At 58.8% G+C, this 23095-nt stretch carries 11 protein-coding genes; 5 read left to right on the top strand and 6 right to left on the bottom strand.

Going from position 1 to position 23095, the window contains the following annotated elements; genetic code table 11:
* Window positions 1–379 precede the first annotated feature (379 nt).
* From RHP74_RS24310 to RHP74_RS24290, 5 genes are all read left to right on the top strand, one after another.
* Window positions 380–3484, top strand: a complete 3105-nt coding sequence (locus RHP74_RS24310) for a hypothetical protein (protein ID WP_311096478.1) — start codon at window positions 380–382, stop codon at window positions 3482–3484.
* A gap of 124 nt (window positions 3485–3608) precedes the next feature.
* Window positions 3609–7241 (top strand): Tc toxin subunit A, encoded by a 3633-nt coding sequence (locus tag RHP74_RS24305; RefSeq protein ID WP_311096477.1) that lies wholly within the window; start codon window positions 3609–3611, stop codon window positions 7239–7241.
* Window positions 7242–7291: 50 nt separating this feature from the next.
* Complete coding sequence (locus tag RHP74_RS24300) at window positions 7292–11404, top strand: neuraminidase-like domain-containing protein (RefSeq protein WP_311096476.1); 4113 nt, start codon at window positions 7292–7294, stop codon at window positions 11402–11404.
* A complete protein-coding gene (locus RHP74_RS24295; protein ID WP_311096475.1) occupies window positions 11397–13907 on the top strand; it encodes a hypothetical protein in 2511 nt (836 codons plus the stop codon). Before RHP74_RS24300 ends, RHP74_RS24295 begins: the two co-directional genes overlap by 8 nt.
* Window positions 13904–16162 (top strand): hypothetical protein, encoded by a 2259-nt coding sequence (locus RHP74_RS24290; RefSeq protein ID WP_311096474.1) that lies wholly within the window; start codon window positions 13904–13906, stop codon window positions 16160–16162. The genes RHP74_RS24295 and RHP74_RS24290 overlap by 4 nt, the downstream gene beginning before the upstream one ends.
* A 68-nt stretch (window positions 16163–16230) precedes the next feature.
* Here RHP74_RS24290 and RHP74_RS24285 read toward each other — a convergent pair whose 3' ends face one another.
* From RHP74_RS24285 to RHP74_RS24260, 6 genes are read right to left on the bottom strand one after another with little or no spacing between them, the layout of a single operon-like run.
* Window positions 16231–17562, bottom strand: coding sequence for a DUF58 domain-containing protein (locus tag RHP74_RS24285; protein WP_311096472.1), 1332 nt, complete (start codon window positions 17560–17562; stop codon window positions 16231–16233).
* The gene (locus tag RHP74_RS24280) at window positions 17559–18560 is read right to left on the bottom strand and encodes a MoxR family ATPase (protein WP_010457549.1); all 1002 of its coding nucleotides are present in this window, start codon (window positions 18558–18560) and stop codon (window positions 17559–17561) included. The genes RHP74_RS24285 and RHP74_RS24280 overlap by 4 nt, the downstream gene beginning before the upstream one ends.
* On the bottom strand, window positions 18557–19720 hold the full coding sequence (locus RHP74_RS24275; RefSeq protein WP_145309205.1) for a DUF4350 domain-containing protein: 1164 nt from the start codon (window positions 19718–19720) through the stop codon (window positions 18557–18559). The genes RHP74_RS24280 and RHP74_RS24275 overlap by 4 nt, the downstream gene beginning before the upstream one ends.
* Window positions 19717–21261, bottom strand: coding sequence for a DUF4129 domain-containing protein (locus RHP74_RS24270; RefSeq protein WP_311096471.1), 1545 nt, complete (start codon window positions 21259–21261; stop codon window positions 19717–19719). Before RHP74_RS24270 ends, RHP74_RS24275 begins: the two co-directional genes overlap by 4 nt.
* Complete coding sequence (locus RHP74_RS24265) at window positions 21248–22225, bottom strand: stage II sporulation protein M (RefSeq protein WP_145309209.1); 978 nt, start codon at window positions 22223–22225, stop codon at window positions 21248–21250. Before RHP74_RS24265 ends, RHP74_RS24270 begins: the two co-directional genes overlap by 14 nt.
* Window positions 22222–22947, bottom strand: coding sequence for an RDD family protein (locus tag RHP74_RS24260; RefSeq protein WP_311096470.1), 726 nt, complete (start codon window positions 22945–22947; stop codon window positions 22222–22224). Before RHP74_RS24260 ends, RHP74_RS24265 begins: the two co-directional genes overlap by 4 nt.
* Window positions 22948–23095 lie beyond the last annotated feature (148 nt).

The raw sequence follows: 23095 nt of genomic DNA, 5'->3' as shown, positions 1-23095 counted from the left end.
ACGAATTCCGGCGCGCCCGAGGGCGCCCTGCGAACAGCCACCATCAAGTGCGGGGATAGGGAATACCCGACTGGATGACGCTTATACACATGTATCGAACCGCCGGGCGACTAAACCCGATCGCTGATTGGCAGCGACGCGGATCAAGTTACGGGGCAAGGCCAAGGTGCACAAGCCGGCGGATTCTGGCGGATGTGTAGTCCGTTGCGCAAGGCGATGTAGTCAATTGCTGAGAGCCTGAAAAATCGGGACGCCGCTCATTTTGATGGACATGCCGTTCATCGGAACTGTCAGATTTTACAGGTGGGCAAAAGTTTGGTGCTGGCCTACATATTAAGCACTAGAAGTTGATGACTGAGCCGAAGATTAAGGAGCGATCATGAAAGACCATCAAAAAAGCATCGGGGGCGCGCAAGAACATGAAGGCTCAGTCGACGCCGTGTTTTCGGTTAAAGCAACTGATGAAGTTGGGGGGGCTATAAGTTTTTCTTTTTTTCCGAGCGGTGTAATATTCAGTTCACGGGCTGATGTGGAGTTGAGGACTTCAAATGCTGGTGTCTTTAATGTGGTTGTTCATTATTATGTGGCGGGAGGTGGAGGGGCTCTACTGGTAAATGATAATATGACAGGCCCCGGAGGGACTGCATACCTTTATGATCTTCCTGCATATAATGGAAAAGCTGGGCATTTTGAGCTTATTGTCTGGCAGGCAGGTAATCGTATATTTCAAGAGCAGTATTTCATTTTTATGAGTGACTTGCCCGTTATCGATGACGCATTGGTGTTTAACCATGCCATTACGGGGGCGGGTGGCGATGGAACTGATTTAAGTGTCTGGATACCTTACGGTGCTCGGCTATCCGAGCGTGTAAGGGGTGTTAATAACCGATGGTCGATACCTCTAGCGTCCGCAGTACATCCAGGAACTTTCATAATTAAAGTTGAGCAATATGTCAACGGGTATCAACATCGGTACTCCTCTGAAAAAAGAATTACCTATCTTACATACCCCAGAGTAGATACGCCCGCAAACAACGGGGTGGTAAAGCTTGACACAGTAGTACCAATTAATGGTACCTGGGGAGCGTCTGGCGAGCTCATTCAAGTCATGAATCAAAACGGTACAGTTAACTATGGAGAAGTAACAGCAGGAATCGACGGTAGATGGGGGATAACGTTTAATGCCAAACATTACTACCCTAATGGTGGTTTGCAAATTATTAATGTACGGCATGAGAAATCAGGCAATGCTGCCTGGGCGCAAGTGAGTGTATTGTTTCTGGCCCCTCCGACTATCGATGCTGGCCCGCCACTGGTAGAAACGGACGTCACTATTGTGGGGGCAGGCCATACAGGCATTACTGGGTGCAGTGTCGGTATATATCCTGATTTGTCGGACTCAAATCTCGGCAGCGGGCCGGTTATAAATGGCAGATGGTCCGTGAACGTGAAGTTGATTCCCGGTGCTCGCACCCTTACAGCGATACAGTTCTACGGCGGTCTTGAATCCGATCGAGCAGCCACGCGTACTGTTCACGTCAGGCCGCCCGCATTAACCACTGTCAATGTCGAGACTCCATCCGACACCACGGTCAAGTTTTCCGGCACCGGCCATGCCGGCGCCACGGTCCAGCTCATTCTGGACAGCGGCCCGGGCGGAACGGCGCCGCCTCCTGTGTTGGTGAAGCCCGATGGCCAATGGGAAACGACGGCAACGGGCTGGACGCTGGGCTTGTACACGCTGAAGGCGATTCAGAAAGTGCCCGACAATGCCAACGGCTGGGTTGAATCGGTGCCGTACTCGTTCACCGTCAACCGGCAACTGAAAGATCCGACCGATCTGCAATACACCAAGGACTACCAGCCGACCTTCTCGGGCCGGGGTCATACCGGCGCTGCGGTGAAGATTGCCAACCCCGGCGGCGGGTCCAACGCCGCCCCCGATGCGCTGGTCGCCAACGGCCAATGGTCGAGCAAGGCTTCAGAAGTGTGGGGCCCGACGCTCAATCGAAAAGTGCATATCCGGCAGTCGCTGAATGGTCAATGGTCGCCGAGCTGGCTTGAGCTGGCCGTCAGCATTCCACCCTTGGCCCCGGTAATCAGCCAGGTAGACGTGGACGGTTTCTTCGTCGTCGTGTCGGGCACCTGCTGGACGAATGCGGTGGTTGAGCTCACGTTCAGCGACAGCGACACGGTACACACCGCCCAGGTGACTGACACACGCTGGACCTTTGAACGCAATACACCCTTTGAGTCGGACATTACCTATACCGTCACGGTGACCCAGACTGCCGCCGGGCAGACCTCGCCGGCCGCCTCTGAAACCTTCCTGATCGAAATGCCCATCCCTCAGCCGGTCATCATCGAGCCCGCCGCCAGCGCAGAAGTCGACCGCAACATCACTGTGCGGGGGGACAGCGGTCTGAAGGGGGCGACGATGCAGTTGCGCGATGCCCGATTCGGTGGAGCGCTGGGTGAACCCAAAGTGCTGATTGACGGTGGTCGATGGTCGATCGGGCTCACTGCTCTCGAATTTCGTGAGTACACCATTGACGCTCAACAGACGCTGAACGGACGGGAGTCGTTGCGCAGTGAGGTGCGCACGTTTGAAGTTGTGGTGGTGCCGCCGGCAATTACGGTGCCGGAAGCAGACCAGAATCTGCCGCGAACCTCGACGCTGGAGGGACGGGCCACGCCGGGCGCTCTGGTTGACGTCTGGCTGGAGGGCGAGGCCGAGCCTCTACTCAGGAACATTGCGGTAAGCATCAACGGTCGCTGGAGCGGCGAGGTGACGTTGCCGGTGGGGCGCAAAACCATTTGGGCCAGGCAGACGTTTGAAGAGCGGCCGTCAAAAGACAGCCCGCCATTGAACTACAACGTCGTGCCGGCGGCACCGAGCATCGAAACCCCGGCGACGGACGAACACATCGGCCGGCAGGCGGTGGTTTCAGGCTTTGGCGTGCCCGGAGACACGGTGACGGTAAAGCGGGTCGACGCAGCGATGACGATGTTGGGGCAAGGTTCGGTGCTGGATGATCGCACGTGGTCGGTGGTGGTGGCCTTCGATCAACCCGATGGCCGCTACGGTGTGGTGGTCGTGGCCTCGTGCGACGGTTTCGATTCCGTCGAATCCCCCGTGCGACCGGTGCTGCTGGGGACGTATTTGCCCACCATCGAGTCGCCGGCGGCGGGGAGCTGGGCCAGCCACCCGGTCGGGTTCACAGGCCAGGGCGCGGAAGGTGTCGGGGAGATTGTGAGCTGGTTCAACCCCGACCAACGATGGGCCGCGAATATTCCCGTCGCAGGAGATTGGCAGGGCGCGGCCTCGCAGCCTATGCCGCCTGGTGGCCAATGGTGCCGATTCAGGCAAACCCTCACGGACAGCGCGCAGGTGAGATCCGACTGGGCCGACAGCAAGCGCTTCGAAGTCGAGCCTGCGCCGTCTGCCCGCTCGCCACAGGCTTCTTCCGATAAATGGTTGTAATAACTGTCATTTCTGACAGTAGACGCCGGCTGTGCATCGGCGCCAAATTCCATTGACCAAACGTACAGTCTGACGGGTTCGTCAGGCTGTTGCGGGCTGCTATCGACCCAAGGAACCATGACTCATGGCTGACTCTCGTATTCTCCCCGCCTTGCAATTGCTCGATGAGGTGTTTGATGAAGAACAGCGCGCGCACTGCGCCGAGCTGCGTAAATACCTCGAAAAGGGTGGATCGATTTTTCCTCTAGTGGAGAAGGGGCTTGACGGTCTGGTCAGGGGCTACGGGGTCACTCCGGAGGTCGCCCGGCAGTTTCTGCGGCGGGCCAACAGCATGGCCACTTACGTGCGCCGCCAATATATCGAGCACTTGCTGACGGGCAGTGAAAAGGCTGAGGCAGGGCCGTCGAGCGGTTTGTTGTCGTTCGTCCAGGGACCCACCTATGAGTGGTTGTTCAACACCCCCTTTGACTCGCTTTGTCCACCGGATGCCCTGGAGTCGATTGCGTCGCCCGTGGCGTATCTGATTGAACTGCTGCGCTGGATCCGCGATCGGATCGAAGTCTATGGCGTTCCCAGCGAAAAATACCCTCTGCATGAACGCCGCACCGATCTGAAGAAGCTGTCTGTGGACTTCAACGCGGTGCACACGTCGGTGTCCGCGGTCGACATCATCGTTTCGGTGCTGGAAACCTTCATCGCCAACCATGGGCCGGAGACGAAGCTTGAAGAAGCGCTGATTGAGGCTCGCTACCCGAATGGGCTGCCTTATTACCAGCATTGGGTGACCCTGGATGCCATTGCGCAGCACCATGGTCTGTCGGTGGCCAATTTTGCACACATGGTTGACCTCGATTACCCGTATTTTCTGCGAGCCGAGGCTTGGGATAACGATGCAGGGCGCGCGCTGGCCCATGCTTCGCGGCTGGGGCCTTATCAGCGCAAGCTGTTGACGGAGGAGAGTCCAACAGAGGAAGAGCAAGACGCTTTTTACTTGGCTAATTTCGGTGCCAGAGGAGTGGAATGGCTTAACCTGAATCAGGTGCCGTTCTTCGGTGAGCGGACAGCACTCGATACGCAGGGAATCGAGGCGTTGCTGTCAATTCGCAGTTTCTTGCCTGTTCGCTCAGCCAATGTGACCTACGTTCCGGCTACGCCTGCTGGCTCGGAAAGCGAACGTTTTGGTTCGATTTACCTCAATGCACATACATCGCCGGCTGTCAGTATTACGGGTAGCGGAAACGGTCCTGGTTTCCTGCATCGATTGTCAGAGAATCCCAACACCGCGGATGGGTTTGCCCGATACGACCGAATGAACCGCAAGGTGCGTCTGGACAACTGGCTAGAGCTGCCCAGCGACGAGGTTGATACCTTGCTGGCTGCCGCCATCAGAGCCGAGGTGCGCGGCGGCGCGACTGCAGGAGAGTGGTGGATATCCGACAACGTTGTACATGCATTGGGGCTTTTCCAGTCATTACGCGAGCGCTACGGCTGTACTGCGCAAGACTTCGCCGCGTTTATCGATGAGCTGTCGATCTACGGTCGCGGGGAGGCACTGTCGCAATTCGACCAGGTCTTCAATAACCAAGGTAATTATCGCCAGCCCTTGAAGCTCGATGACGAGCCGTTCCCCCTGATGCCGGTAAAGGGGACGGACGATTTGACAGTCAACCAACTGTGCAGCGGGCTGGGTATTGACCTGCAGACCTATCATTTTCTGGCCCTGGCAATTGCCAAGGCGCATGGCAAGACAACAACTCTCCGACGCAGCGTGCCAATCGTTTCGAGTTTTTATCGTTTGGCGAAACTGGCGCGAATGCTGGAAATCACGCCGATTGAAGGCGTGTTGATGTTGATGTTGCTGGGAGGGGACAGCTGGGTCAACGGGCTGGCGGGGGCCCCTGTAATCAACAAGACCACAAGCGGCACGCCAGATGTGCTGAACCTGATCTATGCCTTGCACTCCTGCGTGGGCTGGTGCCGGGACCGTGATCTGCCGGTGCTTTGGATGCTGCAGCAGGTGTCAGAACCGCGCGCCGTCACCGCCTCGGAGCCTGAACTGCAACTGTTCGAGCAACTGGGCAGCTTGCTACCGGCCGCGCTGTTTACCAATGCCGGGCTGTTGATGGCCGGGGTGCCGGCATTGCCGGTGGCCGACTGGCTCGGTCTGCTGGGGAGTCTGGCCGATGCGCAGGGGTTGGTGCTTGCGCCGATCGGGGCTGAAGCTGAGGCCGACTACCCGAGCTTTGCTCGCCAACACATTGAAGCGGCGGTCAAGGATGGCCTGGGCGAAATAGACGACACCGTGCGCGCGGCCATTGTCGAAAAAATGCTCGGGGTTCTCTTGCTGGCCCGTGATGCCCAGGTGTCGGTGGTGAAGGAATGCCTGGCCGTGTACACCGGTGTTGACGCAGAGCAAGCCATACGGGTGCTTGCCTGGGCCAAGACAACGATCTATTCGCTGCTGCGTCAGGTGTTGGACCGCAACGGTGCCGCGCCTGCGCAACCCGCGCTCCGACGCGACGAAGGGGCTGATCCACTGCTGATGTTGCTGGCCGATGTGCGCCGTCGCAGCGCGGTGGTGACCAAACTCAACCTGAGTGCCGTCCTGCTGCAGGACTACCTCGATTATGGCTACAAAGCCTGGATGGGTCAGGATGACAAGCACCTGTTTACGGTGACAACGCTCTACTACCTCACCGCGCTCACCCGGGCCTTTGAACTCAGCGAGCAACCGGCGCAGACCCTGCTCGACTACCTGCGCCAGGTCAACGCACTGCCGACGATAGCCGGTGATGCGTTGGCCCTGGCCCAGCAGGCTTCGTCCCTCAAACTGGCCGAGTTTTTTGGCTGGAGCGTCCAGGAAGTGCGCGAGTGTATCAGCCGTATCGATCCGATAAACAAGGTGCTGAAAAACCTGACACAACTGGACCTGCTGATGCGCATCCGCGTGTTGTCGGCGCACAGCGGTATGGATGCCCTGACGATTTTCCTGATCGGCAATGTGCCTGAGACCGTTGATACGGAGGCGCAAAAACAAGCCTATGCCACGGCTGCCGAGCACGGCTTGCTGAGCCTGTCGGAAGTGCCGGAGCCCCTTGTGCAAGCGTCCAGCGACCTGAAGCAACTGGTCGACATCAAATGCGAACTGACCGACAAGGCGTACGCGGTGGCCAATAAACCGGATGAAAAAATCACCTTCAAGGTGACCCTCAAGAACGGCGCAGGCACTGCATTGAAAGGGGTCAACGTCTACTGGCACGCCAGGCTGGGCAGCATTGCCACAAAAGCGACCGGGATAGATGGAACGCTCATCGCGGAGTTTTTTCCGGGGAAAACGCTGGGCACCGAAACGCCGCAGTTCTGGCTGGATCTGTTTGAAGTGGAGTACGCCCCCAGTATCGAAGTCTTGGCCGACACCGAAACCTTGACCTTCCCGCCAGCCCTCCTGTCCCCGATCCCGTCAGGCCCCGTGAAACCTGGTCACGAAGTCGAACTCTTCGCGGTAATGATGGACCGTTATCAGAACCTTGGAACAGACAAGCTCGTGGATTGGCTTTTCGAGATCAAAGACGGTCCGGAGGACGCGACAGTCATTATCCGGCCCGCTCAGGCGCGTACCGACCAGAACGGGCTCACGCGAGTGTTTGTCCATAGCCCGACCGGCTGCAAGGTCGTCATCTCGGTCCGGATTCAAGGCAGCGAGACTCAGACTAATTTCGAGCCCATTACTTTCGAAGGCGACGGATACCCAGCGTAACGGTATCGCTTGCTGATGTGTGTCCCCCGAAGAGCCAAGGAGAAAGGATCATGGCATCGAATAACACGGGTCATCTGCTGGAAAAGCGCCGCCTGGCATTGATGGAATACTGCATCGGGCAGGTCAACAAGACAGGCGAAAAGTCTTATGCCTTCGTGAAAACACCGGAGGACCTCTTCGAACTGCTGCGCCTGGATCCGCTGGACAGCTACCCGGTGCAGAATTCCTGGGTGGCTGAAGCGATCAGTTGTGCGCAGCAGTACATTCATGCGGTGTATCAGAAACTGGAGCCCGGTTACGCAAAGTACCCGTTCAGCAAGCCGGACCTGGACACCTGGGCGTTCTACAGTAATTACCCGGACTGGGCTGCGTTGCAACTCATCTCGATTTACCCGGAAATCTTCATCAATCCCTTTGTGCGTCAGCGTAAGACCAGTCTGTTCAAAACCCTCGAGAATGACCTGAACCAGAGCAGCCTGAACACCGACTCCGTTCAAAAGGCACTGCAGAATTATCTGCACACGTTCGAGCAGACCTGCGACCTTGAGGTGATCAGCGCCTATATGGGCGGCTACCGAGGGGATGCGTTACGCCCGCCAACCCCCGCGCTAGCGGATTACTACTTTGTCGGCTGCTCGCGGGCCGAGCCTCGCCAGTATTTCTGGCGCAAGGCGGAGGTTGAACTCAGCCCCGCCGAAACTGCCATCAATCCGGCGGCGTGGAGTGAATGGCAGCCGATCGAAATTCCCACCGATGCGAAGGTGCTGGATATCCGTCCGGTGTTCTGGAACGGGCGGTTGTGCGTGGTGTGGTCCGAGTGGCGCGAGAAGACAGTCGATAAATCCACTGACGTTGTGTTACCCAACCAACTCACTATCAAGCTGGCCTTCATGGCGCAAAACGGCCAATGGTCGGCACCGTTGAACCTGCATGAATCGCTGCACGTTCGCGACGTCTCTGCGGATGCACGGCTGGTTGCAACGGTGTTGGTTACTGAGCAGTACCCCAAGGGCAATCTGGGCGTGATGTTGATTAACGGCAAGTCTGGAGAAGACGCCCTGAAAGTATCGGTGGCGCGCGACGTGCTGTTGCGTCCTGCGGTCGATGATGACGGCGGCTGGCTGGAGCAGGCGACGGTGCGATTTGCTACACCTTTGACGGTACAGCATGCCTTGGTCAGTAGACCGCCAATGGTTGTGACTGATGCTTTACCGGGAAGCATGATCCGTTATCTGGGACTACGGGCCTTTGCGTTCGCTGTTGGTAACGACGATGTGCTTCTCGTCCAGGGCTTTTGCAAGCAAACGGAGTGGTATTACTCTGGCGCCACAGCTCTTCTGAAATTGGAGTTGATCAACCCGGCCAGCGGAGACCCGGCACCGATTGAACAAGAATTTCCGATTAAGGGTGAATGGAGTACCGTTTGGCAAACCTTTAGACGGGCGAGAGGCGGATGGAGTACGGCGCCTGTCTTTTCTTTTGGTGGGAAGGATGGGGCTGGCTACGGGCGCAAAAACTTTACAATAACGATCGCCGACCTTCCGCACTTCACCCCTGCGGAGCTGCTTAAAAACACCCTCGATGCCGCGCAGTTTCTCAAGCTCAACCAGGCAGACCTGGCGCTGAAATACTGCCGCCTGAACTCGCTGTTCGGCCCCGAACTGGTACAACGTTCCAACATTTCCGTCGATGCCGTACTGGACTGGGACACGCAGTTCCTGTCGGAGCCACCTCCAACCTCTGTACCGCTCAATGAGCCGAACGGTGCATTCGATGGTGCCAACGGGCTGTTTTTCTGGGAGCTGTTTTTTCACCTGCCGCACCTGGTGGCCACACGCTTGCGTGATGAAAACAGTTTTACCCAAGCGCAGGACTGGCTGCGATACCTGTTTGATCCACAAGCCATTGCCGATGAACCCAGTGTGCCGAATCCAAAGCCGCTGTACTGGCGCTGCCGGCCATTGGCGACCCGCGGTAATCCTGGCACTGAAGCCCTGAACTCGTCCGATCCGGATGCCATCGGTTATGCAGCCCCGCGGCACTTTCAGATTCTGGTGTTTACCGAGTACGTCAATAACCTCATCGCATGGGGCGACTGGTATTACCGTCAACTGACCCGCGACAGCCTGGTGGCGGCAAAGTTGTGCTATGTCCAGGCCCGGTTCCTGATGGGCAAGGCGCCTTCGGTGCGCACCGTCAACAGCTGGGAAACCACCACAGTGGAAACGCTTTTAAAGAGCAGCGGCTCACGGCCGGCACTGGAGCAATTTGAACGAGCGCTCGATTTCAGTCTGGCGGATTTTCCAGTCGCCTGCGACAACGCCCCCCGAATGGGGTTATTGGCGAACGGACCTTTCAAGCCGCCGATCAACCAGCGGCTGCTCGATCTGTTTGCACTGCCCGACCAGCGCCTGTTCAACCTGCGCAACAACCTCACCATCGAAGGCTCGCCGCTGGATATCCCACTGTTCAGCCCGATGACCGACCCCAACCGGCTGCTGCGCGATCTCGCCAGTGGTGGTGTTGGCGGGCCGCGCCCCATGGGCGGGCGGCTGGTGGTGGGGGCTTTTCGTTGGCGCGTTACCTTTGAGGCGGCATTACGTGCCGTGCAGACCTTGCAGGAGTTCGCCAATGAGGTGCTGAGCCTGCTGGAACGCCGGGATCGGGCGGAACAGGAGGAAATGCAGCAAGACCATTTGGTAAAACTGGGTGCCTATGCCGAGACCATGCAACGGCAGACCATCGACCAACTGGTGACGAATGTGGACGCGCTTTCCAGCAGTCGGAAGATGGCACAGGAGCGGGCTCAGGCGTACTCGCGACTTTATGATGAAAACGTATCGGAGACTGAATACAGGGTCATGGATAACCTGCAACAGTCCAAAGTGTTGGCGCTGACCTCTTCAGCCCTTAAACCCGCAGGTGCCGTCATTGCGGCCGGTCCCAACATTTTTGGCGTGGCGGCCGGTGGCTTTCGGATCGATGCATTGGTCGATGCCGTGTGCTATGGATTGGACATCGCCGCCTCGATACTGCAAATCGATGCGGACAAGCAAGCCACTACCGAAGCCTACCGCCGTCGCGCCGCCGATTGGAAACTGCAGCGCGATCAGGCACAGGCAGAGGCTCGGGCGATAGACGTTCAGATTACCGCGCAGGAACAGGCGGTGCTGGCGGCCCGCACCAGCCTGGAGCAAATCCTCAGGGCCAACAGTCAGGCGTTGGCGATTTACAACTTCCTCAAAAAACGTGCGACCAATGCCGAACTGTTCAACTGGATGTTGGGGCAGCTCAAGGCGTTGCATAAACAGGCCTACGACGCGGTGGTCAGCCTGTGCCTCAGCGCCCAGTACTCACTCAGTGCCGAAACCGGCGATTACGACTCGCAGATCCCGTTGCCTCAGGTGTGGCTGGACAGCCATCACGGCCTGACGGCAGGCGAGCACTTGCGTGCGCATCTTCTGCGAATGGAGCGCGAATACCTGCAACGCCATGAGCGGCGGCTGGAACTGGTCAAAACCATTTCCTTGCGGCAACTGTTTGACGACGCGGTGGATGCACAGACCGGAATCAAGAGCTGGGATTCTGCATGGCAACAGCTGCGCGCCACCGGGTCGCTGGAATTCAGACTCACCCAATTGCTCTTCGATCAAGATCATCCAGGGCATTACTGCCGGCAGATCAGCCTGGTTGAAGTCGATCTGCCAGCGCTGACCGGGCCTTATCAGGATATCAAGGCCACGTTGCTCCAGATCAGCAGCATGAACGCGACCAAGGCCACCGCCCAATCCGTGAAGTATCTGTATAACCCGGACGGCGCGGTGGCCCCGGCCGATGTGCAGGTCAACCTGCGCAGTGGTCAGCAGATTGCCCTGTCGATGGGCCTCGCCGATAACGGCATGACGGCGATGAAGCCCGATGACGGTTTGCTCAACCCGTTCGAAAATACCGGGCTGGTCTCTCGCTGGATGTTGAATTTCCCCTGGGCCGGCAAAGACCCGCAGCGGTCGATGCTGGAATCGCTGACCGACATCATCGTGCGTATCCGTTACACGGCCAAAGTCGGCGAGCCGACCTTCACGCGCAAAGTCGAAGACATGGTGAACGTGGAAATCGCCAGCCGGCAAAACAATCAGGACAAAGGGGCAGGCGACGATGCGTGAACTCAACATTCAGATCGATGAGAATCTGGTTCTCAACGGGGATTTCACCGAGTGGCCCGATCATTGGAAGAAAAACCTGGGCAGGGGTTGGCTCAGTACTCAGGACGAAATCTACGACGACGAGTTCACCCGTTTTCTGGCAGCCGGGAATGAGGCGTCGGTCAGTCAGGACATCATCATCCCCAAAGACCCGGGCACCGATGCGCACTATGTCCTGAGCTTCCTGTGCGAGACACGCCATATCGAAGCGGGATGGGTTCAGATCAGTGTCGAGGGGTCGCAGGACGTCCAGACGATCAGGCTTGAACCGGGCAACGCACGTGATCGGGAGGACGATCAGGCGCGTCTGGCCAGCGGACAGCCGCTGGCGCTCTCCCCTCGGGTGTATGAAGAAAAACTGGAGCTCCCGATAAAAAGCGGGGACGTGATCACCCTCAGCATTTTCAGCCCCAAGAACGAGCCTTCGGACTATTTATCGCAGATCTGTATTTTCCGGATCAGACTCGACTTGCGACTGGGGCCGCTGGCGTTGCAAGCGGTGTGGCTCGACGACCAGCCTTCGCCACTCGGCAGGACATTGCACCTGTGCGTGGACGGCACCCATACGCTGAAGTTCGAGCCTGAGGACGACAACGCCTGGCTAGGCACCCACGTGGCGCTGGTCAGCGAAAACAACCCCGATGGTGCGGTGCTCGCGACGCCGGAATGGGGCGTCAATCAGTCGCTTGACCGTGAATGGCAGATCACTTGCCCGTGGCTGGACCTTGCCGAACCCCACCTCCTGACATTGATCCTGCACAACCGGTACTCCGCAGAGCCTTACCCGATCAGCGTGTCGCTGGGGCACCATCGATTGGTGTTTCGTGAAGTCCTGGAGGCGGCTTATTACCCGGTGCTTGAATTCAGCCAGGGGGTGCGGTTGGGGGTTCAGGTGACGTCGTTTTACACCTCGTTGCCGGTCACCGGGAGGCCAGTGACCTGGACGCTTGCCGGTCAACCGATGCTGGGCGTGACCCAGACCAATGACGAAGGCTGGGCGTACTTCGATTTTCAACCGACGCAAGCGGGTGACGTCGAGATCGAAGCGTCGGTAGAAAGCTTGTACTACCCCTCCGGCGTCTTCACTCAAACGTTCGTCGTGCGGGTATTGGCCACGGATCCGTGGAGGGAGCTGTCCGCGGTCGTCGAGGGGGTTGCCACGCGCTGGGAAGAAAAAACCGGCTACCCCAATCGGGGGGCTGTTTACTTCGTCGTTGTCAAACTGCCTGAGACCAGTCCGTTGCTGGGGACGCATCTCGCGATGCACTGGAGCGGTGACTCGCCTGAACAACTGGGGGTTGTCGTCTATCCAGCGCTTGGGTATTGGTTGCCGATACCGAGCAACGGCGTCGAGCTTCCCTGGACGCTGACAAGTGAGGATCGCCTGGACGGCCAGTTCTGGCTGTCGCTGGTCTGTTCGAAACTGTTGCTGCCTTCACCGAAAAAACCCATGTCGCTGGCGCGTAACGTGGTCAGGATCGGCGACGTGCGTGAAGCCAACAAGTTACCAGAGGTAGATGAAAACGAAAGCGTGTTGTTGCGGGTTCAGGTGGTGCACGACCTGAACGGCGGGGCGGGTGAACCGGTCATCGGTGCACTGGTTGACTGGGTGGCTCAGCGCAAGGACAGCGGAAGCGTCGAGGCCAGGAGCTCGACCCGTTCGGGAGCCGGTGGCTGGGCCGGTTTTCTGTTTGCGCCAAGTCAGGCCATACAGTATGTCGTCACTGCCAGCGTCCGTGCCCATCTGGAAACCGTTGCCGTTGAATGGCCATTTGATGTGGTGGCGGCAGCGGCCAACCCCTGGAAGAGTGAGGTCAAGATCCTGCTTGATGGGGAGGAAGTCGATCGTGTTGAGCTTGGACTGCTCTGTCGGCGTGGTCAGACCCATACCCTGAAAGTCGAGCCCATCGCTGGCAGTGGATGGGTCGACGCAAATATCAGTTTGCATTGGCGAGGTGCCGCGCCGGATATCGGACTGGTGCCCACTGACCTTGGCGTTTCCAAAGTGCTAGTGGCAGGCGGCGTGGAGTGGAAGCTTGTTTCAGAGGCAAATGCCAGCATCAGCAGCCTGTTCGATCTGGAGCTGCATCTGGAGGGTGAACGGATTGTTCGAGAGCTTTTTGGGCGATTGATAGCGGCGGACCCGAAAGAAGAATTGAGTCTGTTGCTCGATCAGGTACAGGCAGTACTTGACGGCCAGGCTCTGTATCCATGCCTGGGGGCGCAGCACCGTTTTAACGTGTTGCCCAATGCGCTGACCCCGCTGGTGGGGTTGAAGGCATCGCTGACGTGGTCGGGAACCCCGGCGGACCAACTGGAGGCAACCATCGACCCCGCTTTGAATGTGCCGCAGCTCATCAGCGACGGGGGCACACCTTGGGAATTGGACTTTACTCGCAGTGGGGATAGGGGCGAGTTTGCCCTGACCCTGGCACTCCTCAGCTGGAGTTTGTGGCCACCGTGACGCCGATGAAGCTGGCGCATAACAAGGTCAGGATCGAGACGTGGCGCGAATCGGCCGTGGATCCGGTGGTCGGGCAGGAACCGGCCTGGAACTGGGTTCAGGTGTGCTCGCACTTTACCGGGCAGGCCGTGGGTGAGGTGCCGGTGAAATGGATGGGCTCAAGCGTGGTGCCAACCGATGCGGATGGCTGGTCCGGGTTTGCTTTTTCGCCGGAAAATGCTGATCAGGCGTACCAAGTGACGGCCGAAGTGGAGAGCCTGTACGACGGCTTCAAGGAGCAACGCGACACGACGGTCCGGGCGCTGGCCACTGATCCCTGGGAGGGGCTGGAGGTCAGCTTTGATCAGAAAGAATTCAAGCGCTGGAGCCAGCACACCTGCTTCCCCCGTCGCAAGGGCACACATTCGATTGATTTAAGGGCGGCGGCAAACAGCCCGCTGTCTGGCCGGCACTTGATACTGGGAATGACGGGGGCAGGACCGGAGGCGTTGGGAATCAACTTTCAATCGGCCGGGCTCGGCGTGCCTCGACTGTTTCACGGCGACATGGGGTTGAACTACCAGTTCAAGGTGGCCGATCTCAGGGATGCAAGTTTCGCGCTCCGTCTGTCGTCCGAGCGGCTGGCGAGCCTGTCGCCGGCTAACCCGATGTCCCTCGGGGAAGGCTCGCAGGTGCTGAAAATCAGCAGCAACAGCAGCGCTTTCCAGACACTGGACTGGGGCCAGGCATTGGTCGGGCAGGTCACGGTGGTGTCGGTGATCAGTGGCAAGCCGATGGTGGGGTGGGTTGTCACGTGGCGAAGCCCGGACCTTGGAGTTGTGACTGCAGAGACTGATTATTACGGTGTGGCGAGAGTGCGGTTTGTTCCAACTACGCCCGGAGAGGCTGGGCTGACCGCAACGGTAGGGGGTAAGGACTATTCAGAATCAGTTGAGCTTTCATATGTATTGAACGAGCCTCGGAAAATACAGACGCTCTGTAGTCCGAAGCCCAATGGTCATCTGGGTGAATTGGTTTCGGCGGTCGCTAATGTGGTTTCAGCGCAGACAGGCGAACCTTTGCAGGATGTTGAGGTGAGGTGGGATTACCCCGACAGGACAATTGCTCCGACGAGGACAGATGCTGAAGGGAATGCCTGGGTGGAGTTCAGGATGCCAGGCGTAAGAAAGGGGCTTCTACAAGCTGTCGTGACGGGAGGATTTGGCGGGTGGGAAGCGAAATTTATTGAGTTTGAGTTGGTGCCAAATATGTCTACTTCTACTTCTACTTCTACTTCTACTTCTACTTCTACTTCTACTTCTACTTCCAGTTCTACTTGGCTGCAAGAGTTCAGACCTTACGTAAATGATGTAGAAGTAGATTGGCTTGACGTAAAGTTGAATTTGGTTTCGGGAGAGGTTTGCACCCTTAAACTGGACTATAAATACAGTTGGCTGATAGGCGCACCTGAAGGATTTCTTACTCTGGAATACGCGTCGGACGTGGAGGAGCAAGGTCTGGTTTTTGATCCGCCTTTGGAGCAACGGTGTGAGATGGCAAAGGGCACGACCTCCTTGAGTTGGTCTATTTTTACCGAGATTGCGCACAGCGGTCCTTTTGTATTGAACTTTTCCCTGCCAGAGTTTGAACAGCTGCCGAATTCACCGCCGTTGCCGGGGGAAGTAGTTAATTTCGCGCAAGAAGTGGACGTCAAGTTTGATGAGTTTTCAGTTGATTTTGGAGCGAGCGCCTATCCCTGCCATGGTGCAAGGCACACGGTCACCGTGCGACCCAAACCTTCCAGCCAGTTTCTGAACAAGCCTATAAAACTGGTATGGGGCGGAGAGCCCGCCGCCAATCTAGGTGTGGTGGTTGCACCTTCGCTGGGGCGCGAGCAACTGCTGACATCAGAAGGCGTGACGTGGGAACTGAATTGTCTCGACACGACCAGGAACGGAGATTTTTTCTTGCAACTGATGTTAGTGGAGTCGGGAGTGAGGTCTTCGCCATTAGCTATGTCGTTGGGCCATAATCATGTGACTGTTGAACGTTGGTCCACTGCTGAATATCAATGGCCGGATATTGAATGGCAGAAGTATCACATTCGGGCGACATCCGTTTTTTTGAAAAAAGGGGTTCCGGGGGTTCGAGTCACTAGAGCCACCAACCAGTTTTTCTATTTCACTGACTCAAAGGGTGAGGCTGCTACAACTATTTCTACACAAGCCGGGGGGAGGCTGGAGGTTCAAAATAAATACGACGGAACTGTTATTTGATATCGGCATCTGTTTTCGCTAAGCAATTAATGCCTTTTCATTGAGGGAAAGCGTTAATTGCTTGGCGTTTATAGATATCCCGCTTTCTTCCATGCCAGGTACCGCGTCACCAACCCGGCCCCCAACTCTGAGGGCCGGGCATCCACCACCGGCACTCCATGAGCACTCAACTGCTCATGGAGTTGCGCCCGGTCATTCAGGTAATCCACCGTCCCGCAATAGGCCAGCGCCTCCGGCAAGGTTTGCACTGGCGGGTGCCGCAAATCGTCGAGCAAGTCTTCGCGCAGACTCGCCACCAGCACCCGATGCAGTTTGCTCAGGCGTTTGACGGCGGTGAGCAGTTCGTCGTCGTCTTCGTCACGCAGGTTGGTGACCAGCACCACCAGCGCTCGGCGTTTCTGGCGGGCCAGTAGCTGGGTGGCGGCAGCCTGGTAGTCGGCGGGGCGTTGGGTGCTGTCGAGGTCGTAGACGGTGTTGAGCAACACATTGAGCTGCTCCGTGCCTTTGACCGGGGCGAGGTAGTGCGCGCGATCACTGGCGAACGTGCTCAGGCCCACGGCATCACCCTGGCGCAGGGCGATGTAGCTGAGCAACAGGCAGGCATTGAGTGCGTGATCGAAATGGGCGAGTTCGCCGTCCTGGCTGCGCATCCGGCGGCCGCAATCGAGCATGAAGATGATTTGCTGGTCGCGCTCGTCCTGGTACTCACGGGCGATCGGTGTACGTTGGCGGGCGGTGGCTTTCCAGTCGATCTGGCGCAGGCTGTCGCCTTCACGGAATTCGCGCAGTTGATGGAATTCCAGGCCCAGGCCGCGACGCTGGCGCTGGCGCACGCCGAGCTGGCTGAGCCAGTTGTCCACCGCCAGCAGTTCACCGCCATAGAGACGGGCGAAGTCGGGGTAGACGCGGGTGCTGTCGGTCACGTTCAGCAGGCGTTTGCCGGACCACAGGCCCATTGGACTCGGCAGGTTGATTTCGCAGTGTTCGAAGGTGAAGTGGCCGCGCTTGAGGGGACGCAATCGATAGCCCACAAGGCTCTGTTGACCGGGTTGCAGTGCTCCCAGCAGCGGGAGGTTTTCGAAGCTCAGGCCTTCCGGAACATGGTCGAAGATCTGGATGTTCAGTGGTTGATCAAAGTCATGCTCGACCTCCAGCCGCACTTCGCTCCAACGGCCGAGTGCAAGGCTGCCGGGCATTTGGCGTTGGAGGCGTGGCGAGGGCAAACGCTTGAGGCGAACGGCGTCGAGAACGGCCAGGGCCAGCAGCGCCAGCAACAATCCCCAGTTGATCGACAACAGGGTTGAGGGCATGTCGATGTCCAGTGCCCGCAACATGCCCAGCACGATGCCGATGGCGAGCAAGATGGCGAGCCAGATCAGCAACAGGCGCGACGGTTTCACAGACGCGGCGCCGGCACTTGATCGAGCAACTGCTTGAGCACCTGATCGACATCCAGCCCTTCGATGTCGAACTCGGGGGCGATCCGGACGCGATGGCGCAGCACTGACAAGGCGCAACCCTTGATGTCATCCGGGATCACGAAGTCGCCGCCACGCAGCAGCGCGCGGGCTCGGGCGCAACGCACCAGGGCAATGGAAGCGCGTGGCCCGGCGCCGAGGGTCAGGCCTGGCCAGGTGCGAGTAGTGCGGGCCAGGCGCACGGCGTAATCGAGGACTTGATCGTCCAGCGGCAGGTCGCTGGCGATGCGCTGCAAGGCCATCACGTCCTTGGCTTGCAACACGGTGCGCAGCGGTTGCACGTCGAGCATGTCGGCGCGGGTCGAGCGGCTGACCTGGCGGACCATGTTCAGCTCTTGATCGGCGTCGGGGTAATCCATGCGCACCTTGAGCATGAAGCGGTCGAGTTCAGCTTCGGGCAGTGGATACGTGCCTTCCTGTTCGATCGGGTTTTGCGTGGCAAGCACCATGAACGGTTGCACGATGGCCAAGGCGCGGCCTTCCAGAGTGACCTGGCGTTCCTGCATGGCCTCAAGTAACGCGGCCTGGGTTTTCGCCGGCGCACGGTTGATCTCGTCAGCCAGCAGCAAGTTAGTGAATATCGGACCCTTGCGCAGTTTGAACTGCTCGGTGTTCAGGTCGTAGACCGCGTGCCCGGTGACGTCGCTGGGCATCAGGTCCGGGGTGAACTGAATGCGCGCAAATTCGCCGCCGAAGCAGCGGGCGAGGGCACGTACCAGCAGTGTCTTGCCCAACCCCGGCACACCTTCGAGCAACACGTGGCCGCCGGCGATCAGTGCAGTGAGAACGTCGTCAATCACGCTGTTCTGTCCGATCACGGCTTTTTGCAACTCATTGCGCACGGCCTGGGCCAACTGACTGGCGCGCTGGCGTTGCTGGGCGGCGTGGGTCGCGCTGCCGGGCTCGATCTGTTGACTCATAGCGTGTTCCTCAAGGTTTGCAGGTGGGCGACCTGTCGACTGAACTCAGCGCTGGACAGCCGCTGTTTCGGTCGCGGGCTCATCGCCTGGCTGATGGCGCGTGTGGGCTGGCCGGTCAGGCGCGCGAGCACCAGCCATTGTTCGGCGACGCCGAGTTGTTCAAAGCCGGGGTGTCGGTGGCGGACACGGCGCAGGATGTCTTGCTGCAAGGCTTGCAACAGGCTGTGCTGACCGCTGCGGCGCAGCATGAAATCTGCGCTGGCGCGCAGGTGTTCCTGAAGTTGCCGGCGACCTTTCGACGCCGGTGCCAGCAGCGGACCCTGGCGTACCCCGACATGCCAGAGCGCAAGACCAATCAGGGCGATGAGGGCGATCAACGCCTGAGGGAAGTTGCGCAGCAGCAAGGTCAGCAGACTGTCGTGGTCGGTATTGAATAGCAGGGTCACGCGCGTGTCGGCGGTCAGGTACCAGAGCAGCCAGGCATTGTCGTATTGGGCAATGGCCGGGGTTTTCCACAGGTCGGCGTCGGTGACGACGATGATCGAGCCGAGCCCGTGTTTCAACTGCATCATGTGCGTGGCCTTGCCACTGTTGGCCCAGGCTTGCGCGAGGTTATTCGGGTCTTCGAGGTGGAACGCCGTATCGAAACTGGCGTAGGCCGGCGCGTTCTCGTCTTCCAGGTACAGCTTGGTCAGTTTGGGGAACGGGTCGTCAAGGATGTCCGGTGGAGGCTCCTTGAGGTCTTTGCTCAGCGACTGATGCACCTGCACGCGATCGAGCAGCAGGTCATTGCTCTGGCCGGTCTTTTCATCCCACAGCGACTGGGCGACAAACAACAGGCGCCCGCCGGCCCGGGTCCAGTTCATCACTTGATCAATCTGGCGTGGGGTCATGTTGTAGCGATCACCGAGCAACAACAGGCTGTGCTGATGCGGATCGAGACTGGGCAGCACGTCGAGACTGTTGGCATGGCCGACGGTCAGACCCTGTTTGCGCAGGAAATGCTCGGCGGCCAGATAGGGATTGGCCTGGGCTTCGGGCGTGGGGCCGTGATCGATTTCGGCCTGATACGGCGTGGCTTTCAGGTACAGATAAACACTCAGCGCGCCCACCAGTACGGTGATGAACACGCCGACCGAAAGCCACCAGCGCCGGTTCAACGGACGGCTCCCGGGCCGAACAAGGTTCGCCAGCCGTCACACAGTTCCTGTTGCAAATGCGCGGGTGGCAATCGATGCCCGTAGGCCATGTTTTGCCAGTGCCCGGTCAAGGTTTTGCTGAAAGCGAGCAAGGCCGGTTGGTGCAGTTGTTCGACGCGTTGCAGCACCTCGCCTTCGGTGTCGGCGGGTTTCAGTGTCATGTTGTGGTCGTGCAACAAATGGCTGAGCAGGGCGCGATAGAGCAACCCGAGGGCCGCGCGCGGGTTGGTTTGCCAGAGACTTTCAGCGCTGGCGGCAATGTCGGCGGGCAGGGTTTCGCGGCTCAGGTCCAGGCCGAATGCTTGCTGCGGTAACGGACGCGCGGCTCGTCGGCTCAACACCGGCCTACGACTGACGAATGCCTGCAACCACTCGCGGTAACGCCAGATCAACACGCCGATGGCGCTCATTACGGCGGCCCAGAGCAGAACTTCAATCAGGTTGGCAATAAAGCCGAAACGCTGGCTGTCGAGCAGACTGGCCAAAGCTTTCAGCCATTCGGGTGTTTTCCCGTCCTCCGGGGTTTTGGTGTCGGGTTTGTCTTCGCCAAATCGATAGCGGGTCACCGTTTCCTTGTTCGTGAACGGGGGCTGATCGAGGATTGTTTTGATGGTGTCCCTAGAGGCCTGGCTGGTCAGTGGTTGGTCCAGCAGACGTGGGCTGTCCGGGGTAATGACCGGCTCGGCGGCCCAGACGTTTTGCGTGGTCGGCACCAGCATTATCGCTGCCAGCAGCAGAGTGACCGCCGTAGTGTTGAGGCGTTGGCGCAATCGGCGGAACACCAGTTCGATGTCCCAGGCTTCCAGCACCGTGCGCCGATTCAGATAAAGGCTGAAACCGCAGGCCACGTAGATCGGTTCCCAGACAATCAGCACCAGCACGTAAAAGAAATTCGTCAGGTGTTCCAGCCAGCGCCAGTCCTGGCTGGCCACGTCGATCAAGGTCTGCCAGCTCCAGTCGAGTTCAACCTGCTGTGGCAGGAACATATAGAACAGCACCATCAGGCCAATCCACAGCGCGCTTTCCAGGTGCACGCCAATGATCGTCAACCACTGCGCTGCACCGGCGTTGCGCTGCAGCAACACCCGCAAGCGCTGCTGTCGTTCATCGCCCGCCAGGCCTTCGAGTTGCACCACCGGCATCAGAAAGCTGCGGCTCAGGCTCAGGCGTCGCCAGGTCAGGCTGGCCAACAGTTGTGGCTTGAGCAGGTTCGGCCATTGGCGCAGCGCCTGTTTCAAGGTGGGCGTTTCGCCGAACATGGCTTTGGACAGGATATACAGCGGCAAGCGCTCGAATGCCGGTTTCAACCACCAAAAGATAAACACGGCGAGGGAGGGTGAATCCCACAGGAAAAAGCTGAGCAGCGCGAAGATCGGCAAGGTGATGATGGCCCAACTGGTCATCAGCAACTGTCGATGGCGCTGGCTCAGCAGCACGCCCAGGTCCATGGCTTCCCAGGAGTTGCGCGGGCGGATGACGACCGTGGCATCACTCAGGCGCATGGCGGGTCCGTCCGGCAAACAGCAAGTAAGTCGCCACCAACAACCAGAGCGCGGCGCCGACCAGGTATTTGGTCATGGGGGCCGGCGCGGTCATCGACGACCAGTAGGCTTCGATAAACGCGGCAATCAGCAGAAACAGCATGACGCCGCAGATCAGCAACACGCTTTTGCGCGCTGCCAGTCGCAACGCTTCGGCGCGGGGCAGGCGTCCCGGCGCGATCAACGCCCAGCCCAGTTGCAGGCCGGCGGCACCGGCCAGGGCGATGGCGCTCAGTTCGAACGCGCCGTGACCAATCACGAAGGACCAGAAGGTTTGCCCGAAACCGATGTGCGTCAAGTGTCCCGCCACCGCACCGATCATCAAGCCATTGAACAGCAGGAAAAATGCGCTGCCCAGACCAAACAGCAACCCGCTGGCGAAGGTCTGAAAGGCGATGCCGATGTTGTGCATGATGTAGTAACCGAACATCACCCAGTCTTCGCTGGCGGCGCGTTCCGCCGAGCGGCCCAAGTGGCCGGCGACTGGGTCGTACATGCTTTGCATCTCACTGACCTGCTCGGCCGGGATCAGGCTGTAGACCAGGTCCGGGAACAGATACACCAGTAGCGCGAAGCCGATCAGACTGCCAAAAAACATCAGGCTGGCGGCGAGCACAAAGCGCCATTGTTCGCGCACCAGCCGCGGGAAGCCGGCAAGGATAAAGCTCAGTATGTTGGCGCCCAGTCGACTGCGATGCCGGTAAAGCTGTTGATGCCCGCGCAGCACTTGTTGCTGCAACGAGTCGATCAGGAAACTGCTGTAGCCCCGTTCCTGAGCCAGTGCCAGTTGTTGGCAGAGCCGTCGATAGTCTTTCGGGAAACTGGCGATACCGGAAGCGTCCTTGCCGCGCTCCAGCTGTTCGAGCACCAGGGAAAACCGCGCCCATTCGGCCTTGTGGCGATTTTCGAAAAGGCTTTGCTTCATGCGGGCCCCAACAAACCACGAGCGATGGCGTTAAGTTCCGCCACGGCGCGTGGCGCGGGAACCTGCAAGGGTTGGGCAAGGATGGACGCGAGTTCATGGCTGCGCGCCTCGGAAAGTTCGCCCTGGCGCTCGGCAAACCCGAGGACGGCACGTTGCTCGGGTAGCGTCAGGGCAAAGGCCGGGCGCCGAGGCTGGACGTCGGGCAGTTGCGGTCGGGTCAATGGCTGTTCGCGGTAGATCACCAGCGTGCCGGCGGCCAGGTCACCGAGGCGTTTGAAGGAGGGGTGTTGCAGGCAACTGATGGCGCCGAGGAAGTAGCCAAACGGCAACAGGTCGACGAATCGCAACAGGTTACGCAACAGCGAGGCGGACCATCCGATCGGGGTGCCGTCGTCATGTACCACGCGCAACCCCATCCATTGTTTGCCCGGCGAACGGCCCTGATTGAGGACCTCGAACAGCACCATGTACCACCAGCTGACCCCGAACAGCAGGATCGAGCCCAGCCCGGCACCGAGTTTTCCCAGAAACGCCAACACGATAAACAGCACGCCGAGTATCAGCCCGCGCAACCCGAGGTCGATGGAGAACGCCAGCGCACGAACCATCAACCCGGCCGGGCGCAGTGGCAAGTCGATGCCTTCGGGCGTTTCGACTTGATACCGCGTGTCCAGTGGTGGGGGCAGCGTCGCTTTCCTTGGCAGTGCTGTGGTCTCGAGCATGGGCAACCTTGATGTGGCCTGTTCGGGATTCGATGTCCGTCCGATGCTAGCAGCCTCTCGGGGGGAAACGACATAACTATGTATTGCACGTTGCGAAACCAGAAGTGATTGAATGACAAGTTACTGGCCGGGGCGGGATGTGAACGCC

Source organism: Pseudomonas sp. SG20052 (genome assembly GCF_031766055.1).
Lineage (GTDB): Bacteria > Pseudomonadota > Gammaproteobacteria > Pseudomonadales > Pseudomonadaceae > Aquipseudomonas > Aquipseudomonas mandelii.
Note: the sequence above shows the minus strand (reverse complement) of the source record. Positions and strands in the feature narration are given on the sequence as shown.

Coding starts and splice junctions, on each gene's coding strand:
- RHP74_RS24280 (WP_010457549.1), bottom strand. CDS start 18,560: ATGAGTCAACAGATCGAGCCCGGCAGCGCGACCCACGCCGCCCAGCAA.
- RHP74_RS24310 (WP_311096478.1), top strand. CDS start 380: ATGAAAGACCATCAAAAAAGCATCGGGGGCGCGCAAGAACATGAAGGC.
- RHP74_RS24270 (WP_311096471.1), bottom strand. CDS start 21,261: ATGCGCCTGAGTGATGCCACGGTCGTCATCCGCCCGCGCAACTCCTGG.
- RHP74_RS24265 (WP_145309209.1), bottom strand. CDS start 22,225: ATGAAGCAAAGCCTTTTCGAAAATCGCCACAAGGCCGAATGGGCGCGG.
- RHP74_RS24295 (WP_311096475.1), top strand. CDS start 11,397: ATGCGTGAACTCAACATTCAGATCGATGAGAATCTGGTTCTCAACGGG.
- RHP74_RS24300 (WP_311096476.1), top strand. CDS start 7,292: ATGGCATCGAATAACACGGGTCATCTGCTGGAAAAGCGCCGCCTGGCA.
- RHP74_RS24305 (WP_311096477.1), top strand. CDS start 3,609: ATGGCTGACTCTCGTATTCTCCCCGCCTTGCAATTGCTCGATGAGGTG.
- RHP74_RS24260 (WP_311096470.1), bottom strand. CDS start 22,947: ATGCTCGAGACCACAGCACTGCCAAGGAAAGCGACGCTGCCCCCACCA.